The organism is Taylorella asinigenitalis ATCC 700933 (assembly GCF_000687755.1).
In the GTDB taxonomy this organism is placed as follows: Bacteria; Pseudomonadota; Gammaproteobacteria; order Burkholderiales; family Burkholderiaceae_B; genus Taylorella; species Taylorella asinigenitalis.
Window position 1 is genome coordinate 73,730 of record NZ_JHXN01000007.1, and the last position, 12,575, is coordinate 86,304.

The window sequence follows — 12,575 nt, forward strand, 5'->3', positions numbered from 1 at the left end:
CTATATAATCTTTACACACCACTACTTAAATAGGAGCCTCTATGAAACCTTATACTATGGAACCAGATCGCAACGGTGAAGACCTTTATGTTGGAATTGTACTTAGCCGTTTTAATGAAGAAATTGCCTACGCAGAACTTGAAGCTTGCTTAGATGAACTTGAAAGCCTTGGTGTTGATGAAAGCCAAGTTATGGTAGTTAATGTGCCAGGCTCACTTGAACTAGGAATCGCATTGCAACAAATGGCTATGAGCTATGAGTTCGATGCTTTGATTGCTTTAGGTGCCGTTGTTCGCGGTGATACATATCATTTTGAAGTTGTCTCAAATGAAAGTGCCGCAGCTATTTCCAAAGTTGCCCTTGAGATGAATATCCCTATCGCAAATGGTGTGCTCACTGTAGAATCTGCTGATCAAGCACATGCACGTGCTGAAGAGAAGGGTCGTGATTGTGCTCTTGTAGCAGTGGAACTTGCTAATCTTATGGAAGCATTAGTACCTGAAACAGATGAAGATGATGATCTCGACGATTTAGAATATTTCCTTGATGACGAAGATATGGATTACGACGATGAGGAAGAGTTCGAATTAGACGAGGACGAAGACGAAGACTTCGATGAAGATTCTGAGGATGAAGAATATTCAGAGGATGATGAGGATGAAGATGAGTACTTTGATGATGAAGATGATGAAGAGTACGAAGATGAAGACGATGAGGATAATCGTCGTTAATAACTAACTTAACATTAGGAGACTTATTTTAATGGGGCAAAAAGTCGGCATTAGTGCTAGACACTTAGCTAGGGAGTTTGTAGTAAAGGGCCTTTATTCGTGGCTTATATCAAACGAAACCCAAGATAGTGCGGATATAGATGCACATATGCGTGAACAAGAAAATTTCGATTTTGCGGATCTCGATTTATACAAAAATTCTCTATACGGTATCATCCGAGATGCCAGTATGCTCAGGGAACATTTTGCCCCATTTATAAGTCGCTCATATTCAGAGCTTTCACCAATAGAACACTCCATCATGCTTTTAGGGACCTATGAATTAATTAATTCTTTAGATGTGCCAAAAAGAGTTGTTTTAAATGAAGCCATTGAACTTGCAAAAGACTTTGGTGGAACTGATGGGTTTAAATTTATCAATGGTGCCCTTGATAAATTAGCTGAGAAAATTAGAATCCATGAATAAAGAATTCGACATTATTGAAAACTATTTCAGTTTTTCAAAAGCAACGCGAGAAGTACCTATAACGGTGGGAGATGATTGTGCAATTTTTACGCCACCGTTTGACCATACGCATATTGCAACAAGTGCTGATCTATTGATTGAGGGTCAGCATTTTTTTTCTGATGTTAATCCTAAAAATTTGGGGCATAAGGCACTGGCTGTAAATCTATCGGATTTAGCGGCTATGGGAGCAGAACCAATTGGATGCCTGTTGTCGTTGGCATTGCCATCTATAAATCAGTCATGGATTGCTAGATTTACTGAAGGGTTTAGAAATTTATCAGAAAAATATATGTGCCCTTTGATTGGCGGAGATCTCTCCAAAAGCAAAATGGGCATCATTATAAATGTCACAGTTTTTGGCGGCCTAAATGTAAATTTTAGAAGAAGTGCTACTTCGGCGTTTATGACTCGTGCGGGGGCACGTGCAGGTGATGATATTTGGGTTTCAGGCAATCTTGGAAAAGCTCATCTCGCATATACCACTAAACGCGACAATCCAAATGATTTAGCTAAATATGCGATGATTTTTGAAGCTCTGGAATTACCGGAACCTCGTATAGATCTAGGCAAATCTCTAATTAGACGCGCTACTTCATGCATAGATATATCCGATGGGCTTGTTCAAGACCTAGGTCATATCATGAAAAGCAGCAAAAAAACCGCAGAAATTCACTTAGAAAAAATTCCATACGATAAGAATTTAGAAAAGCAATTTAGCAAAGAACAGATTCGTGAGGCTATTTTATCTGGGGGCGATTGCTATGAATTATGTTTCACTGCACCCCCAGAGAATCGTGCCATAATAGAGAGGCTTTCTGATTCTTTGCAACTAAAATTAACGAGAATAGGTGAAGTGAGCTGGCGTTTTAATATTGACAGAGAGAGAAGGGAACGAGTAAGGCGTAGACAGGAATTGAGAAATAAATTTGAAAAGAATAATTATTATGTTGATACTACGCCTTTCACACCTATTCCACACGCTCAAAATAAACCACGCCCACCAGTGGAAGTTTATGAAAACGGGGAGTTAATTGAAGTTCCAAATGGTGGGTTTCAGCATTTTTGATTTATATTGATTGAGATGGAATCGGGAAACATTGCCACAAAAATATCTTTCGCATGGATGCTTCGAAAGCCTTATAGAATCTTAGCCTTAGGTTTTGGGGCAGGACTCATAAAACCAGGGCCAGGGACTTGGGGCTCATTTGTTGGCTTATTAATATGGTGGTTTTTCGATTTGCTATCACTCTCTTTATTATGGCGATTTGTAATCATATGCGTGATGTTTATTGCGGGTTTGAGGATTTGTGGACAAACTTCGAAAGACATAGGTGAACACGATAGTGGCTCAATTGTGTGGGACGAAATAGTGGCCGTGCTGTTTTTGATTCTTTGTATCGCTCCTCAAGAATACGCATTTTATTTTATTGCAGTGATTATTTTTCGAATCTTTGATATATGGAAGCCATTTCCCATCGCATATTTCGATCGAAAATTGAGGTCTTCATTTGGAATAATGTTCGATGATTTATTAGCTGCTGTATATTCTTTTTTAACGTTCAAAATTTTGATTCTTATTTTAATATTATGGATTTACAAGTAGAAAAGGTAGCAAAGATTCTTGTAGATCGCTCGGCTCGAATTTGTTTAGTAGAGTCATGCACTGGTGGGCTTATTTCTAAAATGTTAACCGACATACCAGGGTCTAGTAAGTGGTTTGAGTGTGGCCTAGTTACTTATTCGAATGAATCTAAAATCGCTCTAGTAGGTGTTCCTAGCGCAGTTATTGCACAGTATGGTGCTGTAAGTGCAGAGACTGCAAAAGAGATGGCCATGGGCGCTTTGAAGCGATTTGATAGGTGCGATTACTCAATTTCTGTAACGGGCATTGCAGGTCCAGGTGGTGGTTCAGAGGCTAAGCCAGTGGGTACGGTGTTTTTTGGTTTAGGCGTGCGAGATGAACATGGGGCTATAAGTGCAAGCGTGCACGGGAAACATATAAAAGGGGAGAGTCGAGATCAGATTCGAGATGTGAGTGCTAAGTGTGCACTTTCCCTATTTTTAGAATTGTTTGATTGATTTTGTCCCGAGTTTTGCGAGCCACGTCTGATGCGGCTTGCAAGAAATCTTCAGCACCGCTAGCGTATAAAATCGCACGAGATGAGTTGATTAAGAGAGCATTGCCACCGAAAGAGAGGGCGGCAGTCACAGTAGCCTCCAAATCCCCGCCTTGAGCCCCTATGCCAGGAATCAGAAGCGGCATATCAGGCCCAACAATTTCTCGCACGCGTGCTATCTCATTCGGATAAGTCGCACCCACAACAAGCCCAAGCTGCCCGCTAGCGTTCCACTTTTTGCACGCAAGGGTGGCTATATGCTCGTAAAGCTTCATCCTGCCATATTCTCCCTCGACCTCAAGAAATTGAAGATCCGAACCACCCGCATTCGATGTACGACACAAAACGATAACACCGCGATCCTTCCACTCCAAATACGGCTCTATCGAATCAAAGCCCATATACGGATTCACGGTCACAGCATCTGCACCATAGCGCTCAAAAGCCTCAATCGCATACTGCTTCGCCGTCGTGCCAATGTCCCCGCGCTTTGCATCTAGAATAACCACAAGCGACGGATGCTCCCGACGTATATGCTCGCACAACCGCTCCAGCTCTAGCTCCGCACCCAATGCCGCAAAATACGCAATCTGCGGCTTAAATCCGCACACATAAGGAGCACAAGCATCCACCATATCGCGACAAAAATCGTACACACCTTCCGTAGTGCATGCATAATGAGTGGGAATTCGGCTGATATCAGGATCAAGCCCAAGCATCAGTGCCGAATTTTGCTTCTCCCACGCCGCACGAAGTTTAGTGATGAAATCCATAATTACGACCAATCAGCGAAATAGCGAATTACAAAATAAAGCCATGTGAAAAATGAGAAGACAAGACATAGGAAAATAGCGGCACTTCCAAGATCCTTCGCTCTTTTGATCATCTCGTCGTAGTCATTTATTATGCGATCGCCCAAGGCCTCGAGTGCGGAATTAAGCAACTCTACGATAAGCACAAGAAATAAGGTGAATAAAAGCACAATCACTTCGATTGGCGTGCGTCCAAGAACAAATGCTAATGGGCACATAAAGCATGCGATTAAAAATTCCTGGCAGAAGGAGGCTTCGAATTTGAAGGCAGACCTGAACCCTTGGAATGAATATTTTGTGGCATTCCAGATACGGTTATATGTGAGCTTGCTTTTGTATGGACTTTCGTAGTCTTCTGACATTTTAGGTGGCAATGTTTTCGAATCCGAAAATTATAACTGATACCCGCAAAAATAAAGGCATAAACCCCGTGTGAAGTTTACGCCTTTCATTGTGTATGGTTATCTTAAAAATTAGAAGCCCATGCCACCCATACCGCCCATGCCGCCCATGTCAGGCATTGCAGGAGCAGGTTTGTCTTCAACAACTTCAGTTACTGCAGCTTCTGTAGTTAGAAGTAAGCTTGCAACTGATGCCGCATTTTGCAGTGCGTTACGAGTCACTTTAGTTGGATCAAGAACGCCTTGTTCCATCATATCGCCGTACTCACCTGTAGCTGCGTTGTATCCGTAGTTACCTTTACCGTTAAGAACGTTATTTAAAACTACGCTTGGCTCCTCACCAGCATTTGATACGATAGTGCGAAGTGGAGCTTCGATAGCACGTAAAACAAGTTTGATACCAGCATCTTGATCTGCATTTTCGCCTTTAACCGCAGAAATTGCTTCTTTAGTGCGAAGTAAAGCGACACCACCTCCAGGAACAATACCTTCTTCGACTGCAGCACGAGTTGCGTGTAGAGCATCTTCTACGCGAGCTTTTTTCTCTTTCATCTCAACTTCAGTCGCAGCACCAACACGAATGACAGCAACGCCACCAGCTAATTTAGCTACGCGCTCTTGAAGTTTTTCGCGATCGTAATCAGAAGTAGCTTCTTCGATTTGACGACGAATTAAATTAACGCGAGATTCAATTTTTTCTACAGCACCTGCACCGTCGATAATAGTTGTGCTTTCTTTAGCAACTTCTACACGTTTAGCTTGGCCAAGATTCTCTAAAGTAGCTGTTTCTAAAGACATACCAGTTTCTTCAGAAATAACAACACCATTAGTTAGGATTGCGATATCTTCAAGCATAGCTTTACGACGATCACCAAAACCTGGAGCTTTAACTGCAACAGTTTTAAGAATGCCACGGATATTATTTACTACTAATGTAGCTAGAGCTTCACCTTCCACGTCTTCAGCGATAATTAGAAGAGGGCGGCTAGTTTTAGCAACTTGCTCTAACACTGGCAATAAATCGCGGATATTTGAGATTTTTTTGTCGTAGATAAGTATAAATGGCTCATCTAGAGCAGCGATTTGTTTTTCGCCGTTATTAATGAAATATGGAGATAGATAGCCACGGTCAAATTGCATACCTTCAACTACATCTAACTCATTTTCAAGTGATTTACCGTCTTCAACAGTAATAACACCTTCTTTACCTACTTTATCCATCGCATTAGCGATAATTTCGCCTACTGAAGTATCGCTATTTGCTGAGATAGAAGCAACTTGAGCGATTTCTTTTGAAGTCGAGCTTGGACGTGAAAGTTTTTGAAGCTCTTCTACAGAAGCCGCAACCGCTTTATCGATACCGCGTTTAAGATCCATTGGATTAATACCAGCCGCTACATATTTAAGTCCTTCTTCTACGATTGATTGAGCAAGGACTGTAGCTGTAGTGGTGCCGTCACCCGCATTATCCGCAGTTTTAGAGGCAACTTCACGAACTAGCTGTGCACCGATATTTTCGAATTTATCTTTAAGTTCAATTTCTTTGGCAACGCTTACGCCGTCCTTCGTTACTAATGGTGCACCAAATGAGCGCTCTAATACAACATTACGTCCTTTAGGGCCAAGTGTAGTTTTAACTGCGTTAGCTAGTACGTTTACGCCACGAACAATACGTGAGCGTGCGTCATCACCGAAAAATACTTGTTTAGCTGTCATTTTATAAATTCCTAATATTTTTTAAACTATATAAATGTGGGGTCAATAAGCGATTATTCAACTACAGCAAGGATTTCTTCGTCACGAATAACTAAGAATTCTTCACCGTCCATTTTTACTGCTTGTCCAGCATATTTACCGAAAAGTACACGATCGCCTACTTTTAAATCTACAGAAATTAACTGACCGCTTTCTGATTTACGACCTGGGCCAACTGCTACAACTTCACCGATATCTTGTTTTTCTTCAGCACTTCCAGCAAGGATAATGCCAGACTCAGTAGTTTTTTTGTTATCTACTCGTTTGATAACCACTAAATTTTGTAATGGACGTAATGCCATGGATAAACTCCTAATACGTAATCAAAATAAAAAAATTAGCACTCAATGCTCATGAGTGCTAATTATATGGGCTAAATTGTAAATTTCAAGAGTGGATTGAAATCCTTCCCATTTTAGCGAACAGGTAAACCGTAGTGAAGTCCGCCTTCAGTGTATAGTTTATTGATTCCACGCGGAATTTTAAGAACACTGTCTTTTCCTACATTTCTCTCAAAGCTCTCACCATAGTTTCCAACTTGTTTGATAACTTGGTAAGCCCAGTCCTCACTAAGTCCTAAGTTTTTACCGCTTCCTTCAGTTACCCCAAGAAGTCTTTGTACATTAGGGTTAGTAGATTTTTTCTGTTCATCTACGTTTTTACTAGTGATTCCAAGTTCCTCTGCATTCCATTGAGCATGCATAACCCATTTAACTATATTGAACCATTTATCATCGCTTTGACGTACAAAGGGTCCTAGAGGTTCTTTAGAAATAATTTCTGGCAATACCATATACTCTTCTGGATTAGAAAGTTTTGAAATTCTGATTGATGCCAAGCCAGATGCATCAGTCGAGTATACATCGCATCGACCAGAAGCAAATGCATTAACTACTTCATTAAACTGATCAAATACTACTGGTTTATATGTGATTTTGTTTGCACGAGCCCAGTCAGCCATAGTGTTTTCGTTAGAAGTACCAGTTTGCATACATACAGTAGCACCATCTAATTCTTTTGCACTTTTAACTCCAAGAGATTTTTTGATTAGAAATCCTTGACCATCGTAGAAATTAACGCCTGGAGACATAAGCCCGATAGCAGTATCTCTTTGCTGAGTTACTGTAGTGTTACGAGTAAGAATATCGATTTCCCCTGATTGAAGGGCAGTAAATCTTTGTTGAGAGTTCAAAGGTACAGTTTTAAATTTAGTAGCATCACCAAATACTGCCGCAGCAACAGATTTACATAGGTCCACATCAAGACCTTCCCATTCACCTTTATCGTTAGGAGCTGAGAAGCCAGCAAATCCAGTAGTGGTACCACATACTACGTGACCTCGACTTTTAACTGTGTCTAGAGTGTCCGCTTGAGCTTGAGCAGAAGCTAGTACAAGCCCAGCAAATAATAAAGATAATTTTTTCATATATTCCCCTAAGAGAGTAATAGTTTGTTTAGAAAATATATCAAATTTAGGGTCAAAATGTGACAATGTAGCAAAAGGTAAAAAATCTTTTTCTTTATTTCAAAATGTATACACAAGGTATATACATAGTTAGAATATTTTTACTTTCTAATCCAAATGGAGATTTATTATGAAATCAACACTTTTCTTAACAATGGGTTTGGCATTCAGTTCTGTAGCATTTGCTCAATCTGCTTCTACTATGGTTGATTCAGCTAAGGATGAGATGAAATCGGCTGTGGTTGAAAATACTGATGCAGATAGAAAACCTCTTCTTATCAAACCTAAAAATCAAGCTCAACCTACATCAGAAACTAAAACTAATACTGATGAATCTATGGACGGCATGAAAGATGACCATGACCATGACAAACATGACCATGACAAACATGACCATGACAAAGATCATAAAAAACATGACCATGACCACAAGAAACATGATCACGACCATGACCATGACAAACATGATCATGACCATGACAAACATGATCATGATAAAGAGCACAAAAATGATGTTCTAAAAAAAAAGCACCAGTAAGTAATGTAAGCGAAAACGACATTGATATAACTCAATGTTGGATAAGGCTTTTCCCTTCTGATAGGTTCTCTGCTTTATATTTTGATATAAAAAATAATAGTGAATCAGAAACTGCTTATGTAGTGGGTGTCAGTTCCGAAAAATTTGGGGTTGCTGACCTTCACGAAACATATACATCAGAAGATACATTAGTTGGTATGAGATCAGTTGATTGGGTTGAAGTTCCACCTCAATCAACAGTGAACTTCAAAAGTGGTGGATATCATGTAATGTTATCTAAACACGAAGTAAAAGTGGGTGATGAGATTGAGTTTAATGTCAAACTAAGTAACGACAAATCTAAATCATTCTCTTGTAAGGCTAATGATGTAAAAGCCACAACTTACTAAGATGCGTAAAACTTAAAGGGCTAATTAACTTAGCCCTTTTTTGTTTTTACTACACGATTTTGCTAGGATTTTTAACATTTAAATTTTGATTTCGCCTAAACCTTCTGCATTGATTCTATATGCTCGATAATAAGTTCGTTAAATTTGTGTGGGACTGCTAAATTCATACCATGAGAAGAGGGCCCTATTATATGTAATTTAGAAGACGGCCACATATCATGTAAATCTCTAACAATTGTTGGGAAGGGTTCAGGACTATGCTCACCTCCTATAATCGTAATAGGAACTTCTTTATCTATATTTTCAAGATTTTCTTTCTCTATCAAAAATGGAGGTTCACTTTTCTGAACGTTTAGTGTGTGTATATTATCTAGAACCATTTCTTTAAACCATGGAACCATTTTCTTATAAGTCCCAGCCCCACTAACTAAGTCCACAAATATTTCGGCACCTTTTTCAATTTCACCATCAAGAATAAATTGCAGGGCTTCACGTCGACCAGCTAGACCCTCCGTAAGTTGGGATTTGGTCCTAATCCCAGGGTCGGCAAGGATAATGGATTTAACTCTATCTTTGAAATCCAAGTACATTCGCATAGCTACCGCACCACCTCTAGAATGTCCAAGCACATGGAATTTATCAATTCCAAGATGATCCATAAGCAATATTAAATCTTTCGCATGCGCTTCATAATTAAAGTGCTCTGGGTGTGATTTGTGTGGCCAGTAGTGGGTCAAACTTGGAAGTATAAGACGCATATGTGAAGATAGGGGTTTCTCTTGTGCCTTCCAATATCTATAGTCGCACAAAGAGCCATGTATCATTAAAAGAGGAACCCCTTCACCTATATCCAAATAAGCAAAGGGGATATTATTTAAAACTAAATCGGAAACCATATTAATTCATATTTAGACGCTCTTTAGCTGTATCAGCCGCAGGTGTTCCAGGATACTCCTTAATAATACGATTTAAGGTGCTCTTATATTCATCTAAATTCTTAAGTTCATAATGATTACCTGCAATCACTAGCAAGGCATCACCAGCTTGAGGATTATTTGGATAAGTATTAACCAACTTAGTTAGTGTGTTTATAGAGCCTTTAAAGTCTTTAGTCGCATATCTGCTTCCCCCTTCATAAAAAAGGGCACTTGGGACTAGAACACTATTCGGATATGTAGCAGAGAAATTAGCTAATGCAGTAGCTGAAGCGTCATAATTTCCCTGTCTAAATAAATCTAAAGCTGTATCGTAAGCATTTTGTTCTACAGGGTCTCCTACCTGAGTAGGTGCAGTCACATCATTTGGACCGCCTGAAGATAAATTTTGTTTACGGACAGAATTTGATAGAACTTCAACTTGTCCGCGTAACTTACGAATATCCTCTTGAAGTCTTACGATTTGATTAGATAACTCATTACGCATAGCTTCTGAATGCTTAAGCTGTGCACGCAATTCAAGAATGGCTCTGCGAGCCTGTTCATCCTCTGCAAAAGCTGGAGATGAAATAGCTACGAGAGCCACAGCCGATATTAAAAATTTAGATATCGTAGATTTATTCATCTAACTCAAATCCTATTATTTCATGTACTGAATATCAGCCCTACGGTTTTGAGCGTGAGCTTCTTCAGAATTACCCATAGCTTGAGGTCTTTCTTTACCGAAACTTACAGCTTCAATTTGAGCAGAATTAACGCCATATTGATTTAACATACGTGCAACAGCAACAGAACGTCTTTGACCTAATGCAAGGTTATACTCCGAGCTTCCTCTTAAGTCAGTGTTACCTTCAATGCGAACAGAACGTTGAGCATTTGAAGTTAAGTATTTAGCATGAAGTTGTAACATTTCGTTATATTGAGGTTCAACATCATACCTGTCAAATGCAAAGTAAACAGATTTGTTTTGATAAAGAGGGCTTGCGGGGTTAAACGGATCCAAAATCACTTGAACAGGAGTACCATTTTGGTTAACTGTCGTAGTAGTTGCCCCTTCATTAGTCGTAGAAGTTTCAGTAGTAGAACAAGCAGCTAAGGCTAAAACTATAGAAGCAAGTGAAATTGATTTAATTATTCTTAGTGACATAAGTTACTCCTTATTTAATAAACGGACCCCATGCAACAGCCGATACTGCACCCTTGCTTGGAATTACGGTAGAAAAGTTACTAACAATGTTAGATATCTTTATTTTACCCGATGAAACATGCATAACTTGCATTCCATTAGGCGAAAAGCTAGGAGAGAGGTCATCTGGGCCATTAGAAAGAACTCTTTCCTCTCCTGTGGCTAGTTTCATTGTAACAATTACATAGTTACCATTTCTTAAACTAGTGTAAGCTAAATTTTCTGAGTCAGGTGAAATTCTAGGTGAAAGATTTTGAGATCCCTCAAAAGTAATCCTAGAAGAGGCACCATTACTTAAACCGGTACGATATACTTGAGGGCTACCACCTCTATCAGATACAAAGACAATACCTGAACCATTAGGAAAAAAGAAAGGCTCAGTCTCAATCTCAGGAGAAGAGGCTAGTAAACGTGGAGCTCTAGTTGACCCATCCCCCGAAATCATATAAATATCAGATAAACCATCCATACTTAGAGCCACTGCCATTGAACGCCCATCAGGCGAAAACGCAGGTGCACTATTATTTCCTTTAAAATTAGCCACTGGCACACGAACACCCGAAGATAGCTGTTGCACATAAACGGTTGGTTTTCCTGACTCAAAACTCACGTAGGCAATGCGACTGCCATCAGGAGACCATGTTGGTGAAATAATAGTAGCCCCAGAAACTAAAACCTTAGCATTAAAACCATCATAATCAGAGACATATAAAGTCTGTCCAGACACATATGCAATCTTCGTTGAAAATGCCCCTTTTAGCCCTATACTTTGCTCATAAGCCTTATCCGAAATATTATGAGCAATTGCCCTTTGGGATGGCTTGGAAATACGAGCTTCTTCACGTATGGTTTGCTGAATAGGGTCTACATATCGATAATGTACATGATCCCCATTATCGAATCCAGAGATAATATTTGCCCCTTGCGTAATTTGAATTAACTTATCCCAGTTTAGTTTTTCCTTAGAATCCTTTGCAATGCTGGCAATGCGTGTGACATTAAATTGCCCCGAATTATTCAAATCTCTAGCGACAATATCCGCGATTTCCTTTCCTCGAGATCCCTTGAAATCAGCTACGAAAATAGGTAAGCGATTATCAACAGTATTCACTCCAGACAAGGGCACCTCAATCTGTGCAAATGACTTCGCAGTAAAAATAAAGCCTAAAGAAGTAATTGCTAGAAACGCAACAATCTTAAGGAAACGTGTCAAGACCATACTTACTCCAAATAAATATCTATAAATAGTTTATCAACTCAAATTTCATAATTAAGGCCAATGCTCAATTCCATGTTACATTCATTTACAAACTATCGTGGAGAATAGTTGTAGGGACCCTGAACAACATTGCCCTTAGGCGGTTTCGGGAAAGGTTTACATTGATATATTGCCCTCAACACAGCCGTATCAAATGCCTTATTCCCCGAAGTTACAGCAATTGTAGCCGACTGAACCTTGTTATTAGACCCCAAAATAATTTTGTATCTAAGAGTCAATTTTTTCGGCCCATTGAATTTCAGATGCGGTTGCACACATGCTTGAACTTTACGGATATATTCAGAGTTTCCGCCTCCGCCACCTTGTTGATTCACACTATTTTGGCCGCCCTTAATTCCAGCTCTGCTTAAGATATCACCCCTGATAGCATCGCGTTTTGCCTTCTCTTTGGCAATGCGCTCGGCTTCCGCCTTTTTCCGTGCTTCTTCAGCCTTGCGTTTTTCTTCTTCGGCTTTTTTC

Annotated in this window: 16 protein-coding genes and 1 pseudogene; 7 read left to right on the top strand and 10 right to left on the bottom strand. The window is 39.7% G+C overall.

Translation table 11 applies throughout. The features are described from left to right. Window positions 1-41: 41 nt before the first annotated feature. From ribH to T432_RS0105255, 5 genes and pseudogenes are all read left to right on the top strand, one after another. Window positions 42-581 (top strand): annotated as a pseudogene (gene ribH, locus T432_RS0105235) (6,7-dimethyl-8-ribityllumazine synthase); the annotation flags it as partial. A 181-nt stretch (window positions 582-762) separates the two neighbouring features. Next, entirely contained in the window at window positions 763-1,197 is a 435-nt protein-coding gene (nusB, locus tag T432_RS0105240) for a transcription antitermination factor NusB (protein WP_014111029.1), read from the top strand. Then, window positions 1,190-2,305 (top strand): thiamine-phosphate kinase, encoded by a 1,116-nt coding sequence (gene thiL, locus T432_RS0105245; protein WP_028884454.1) that lies wholly within the window; start codon window positions 1,190-1,192, stop codon window positions 2,303-2,305. Before nusB ends, thiL begins: the two co-directional genes overlap by 8 nt. A gap of 15 nt (window positions 2,306-2,320) precedes the next feature. Further along, a complete protein-coding gene (locus T432_RS0105250) occupies window positions 2,321-2,842 on the top strand; it encodes a phosphatidylglycerophosphatase A family protein (protein ID WP_044971144.1) in 522 nt (173 codons plus the stop codon). Beyond that, complete coding sequence (locus T432_RS0105255; RefSeq protein WP_028884456.1) at window positions 2,827-3,318, top strand: CinA family protein; 492 nt, start codon at window positions 2,827-2,829, stop codon at window positions 3,316-3,318. Before T432_RS0105250 ends, T432_RS0105255 begins: the two co-directional genes overlap by 16 nt. Here T432_RS0105255 and pyrF read toward each other — a convergent pair. From pyrF to T432_RS0105280, 5 genes are all read right to left on the bottom strand, one after another. After that, window positions 3,278-4,129, bottom strand: a complete 852-nt coding sequence (gene pyrF, locus T432_RS0105260) for an orotidine-5'-phosphate decarboxylase (RefSeq protein WP_028884457.1) — start codon at window positions 4,127-4,129, stop codon at window positions 3,278-3,280. The genes T432_RS0105255 and pyrF overlap by 41 nt on opposite strands. A 2-nt stretch (window positions 4,130-4,131) precedes the next feature. Then, window positions 4,132-4,530 carry a diacylglycerol kinase gene (locus tag T432_RS0105265; protein WP_015551188.1) on the bottom strand — a complete coding sequence of 133 codons (399 nt, stop codon included), beginning with the start codon at window positions 4,528-4,530 and terminating at the stop codon, window positions 4,132-4,134. 111 nt (window positions 4,531-4,641) lie between these two features. Beyond that, a complete protein-coding gene (gene groL, locus T432_RS0105270; protein WP_014111035.1) occupies window positions 4,642-6,285 on the bottom strand; it encodes a chaperonin GroEL in 1,644 nt (547 codons plus the stop codon). Window positions 6,286-6,338: 53 nt separating this feature from the next. Then, window positions 6,339-6,626, bottom strand: coding sequence for a co-chaperone GroES (locus T432_RS0105275; protein WP_014111036.1), 288 nt, complete (start codon window positions 6,624-6,626; stop codon window positions 6,339-6,341). 113 nt (window positions 6,627-6,739) lie between these two features. Further along, window positions 6,740-7,750 (bottom strand): amino acid ABC transporter substrate-binding protein, encoded by a 1,011-nt coding sequence (locus tag T432_RS0105280; protein WP_028884458.1) that lies wholly within the window; start codon window positions 7,748-7,750, stop codon window positions 6,740-6,742. 169 nt (window positions 7,751-7,919) lie between these two features. On the opposite strand from T432_RS0105280, the gene T432_RS0105285 reads away from it, so the two are divergent. Together T432_RS0105285 and T432_RS0105290 are read left to right on the top strand one after the other, a co-directional pair. Next, window positions 7,920-8,327: a hypothetical protein gene (locus T432_RS0105285; RefSeq protein ID WP_028884459.1), complete on the top strand. Its 408-nt coding sequence runs from the start codon at window positions 7,920-7,922 to the stop codon at window positions 8,325-8,327. 26 nt (window positions 8,328-8,353) lie between these two features. Beyond that, window positions 8,354-8,716, top strand: coding sequence for a copper chaperone PCu(A)C (locus T432_RS0105290; protein WP_014111039.1), 363 nt, complete (start codon window positions 8,354-8,356; stop codon window positions 8,714-8,716). A gap of 95 nt (window positions 8,717-8,811) precedes the next feature. Here the strand turns inward: T432_RS0105290 and T432_RS0105295 are convergent, their stop codons facing one another. From T432_RS0105295 to T432_RS0105315, 5 genes are all read right to left on the bottom strand, one after another. Next, window positions 8,812-9,612, bottom strand: coding sequence for an alpha/beta fold hydrolase (locus T432_RS0105295; RefSeq protein WP_028884460.1), 801 nt, complete (start codon window positions 9,610-9,612; stop codon window positions 8,812-8,814). A 1-nt stretch (window position 9,613) separates the two neighbouring features. Continuing rightward, complete coding sequence (ybgF, locus tag T432_RS0105300) at window positions 9,614-10,276, bottom strand: tol-pal system protein YbgF (RefSeq protein ID WP_028884461.1); 663 nt, start codon at window positions 10,274-10,276, stop codon at window positions 9,614-9,616. Between the two features lie 15 nt (window positions 10,277-10,291). Then, the gene (gene pal / locus T432_RS0105305; protein WP_014111042.1) at window positions 10,292-10,798 is read right to left on the bottom strand and encodes a peptidoglycan-associated lipoprotein Pal; all 507 of its coding nucleotides are present in this window, start codon (window positions 10,796-10,798) and stop codon (window positions 10,292-10,294) included. 10 nt (window positions 10,799-10,808) lie between these two features. Continuing rightward, the gene (locus T432_RS0105310) at window positions 10,809-12,056 is read right to left on the bottom strand and encodes a PD40 domain-containing protein (protein WP_028884462.1); all 1,248 of its coding nucleotides are present in this window, start codon (window positions 12,054-12,056) and stop codon (window positions 10,809-10,811) included. Between the two features lie 92 nt (window positions 12,057-12,148). Further along, a partial coding sequence (locus T432_RS0105315; protein WP_028884463.1) for a TonB family protein occupies window positions 12,149-12,575 on the bottom strand: 427 nt, incomplete at its 5' end.

Bases quoted from the DNA above. Each gene is read 5' to 3' on its own strand.
- nusB (WP_014111029.1), top strand. From the start codon at position 763: ATGGGGCAAAAAGTCGGCATTAGTGCTAGACACTTAGCTAGGGAGTTT.
- thiL (WP_028884454.1), top strand. From the start codon at position 1,190: ATGAATAAAGAATTCGACATTATTGAAAACTATTTCAGTTTTTCAAAA.
- T432_RS0105250 (WP_044971144.1), top strand. From the start codon at position 2,321: ATGGAATCGGGAAACATTGCCACAAAAATATCTTTCGCATGGATGCTT.
- T432_RS0105255 (WP_028884456.1), top strand. From the start codon at position 2,827: ATGGATTTACAAGTAGAAAAGGTAGCAAAGATTCTTGTAGATCGCTCG.
- pyrF (WP_028884457.1), bottom strand. From the start codon at position 4,129: ATGGATTTCATCACTAAACTTCGTGCGGCGTGGGAGAAGCAAAATTCG.
- T432_RS0105265 (WP_015551188.1), bottom strand. From the start codon at position 4,530: ATGTCAGAAGACTACGAAAGTCCATACAAAAGCAAGCTCACATATAAC.
- groL (WP_014111035.1), bottom strand. From the start codon at position 6,285: ATGACAGCTAAACAAGTATTTTTCGGTGATGACGCACGCTCACGTATT.
- T432_RS0105275 (WP_014111036.1), bottom strand. From the start codon at position 6,626: ATGGCATTACGTCCATTACAAAATTTAGTGGTTATCAAACGAGTAGAT.
- T432_RS0105280 (WP_028884458.1), bottom strand. From the start codon at position 7,750: ATGAAAAAATTATCTTTATTATTTGCTGGGCTTGTACTAGCTTCTGCT.
- T432_RS0105285 (WP_028884459.1), top strand. From the start codon at position 7,920: ATGAAATCAACACTTTTCTTAACAATGGGTTTGGCATTCAGTTCTGTA.
- T432_RS0105295 (WP_028884460.1), bottom strand. From the start codon at position 9,612: ATGGTTTCCGATTTAGTTTTAAATAATATCCCCTTTGCTTATTTGGAT.
- ybgF (WP_028884461.1), bottom strand. From the start codon at position 10,276: ATGAATAAATCTACGATATCTAAATTTTTAATATCGGCTGTGGCTCTC.
- pal (WP_014111042.1), bottom strand. From the start codon at position 10,798: ATGTCACTAAGAATAATTAAATCAATTTCACTTGCTTCTATAGTTTTA.
- T432_RS0105310 (WP_028884462.1), bottom strand. From the start codon at position 12,056: ATGGTCTTGACACGTTTCCTTAAGATTGTTGCGTTTCTAGCAATTACT.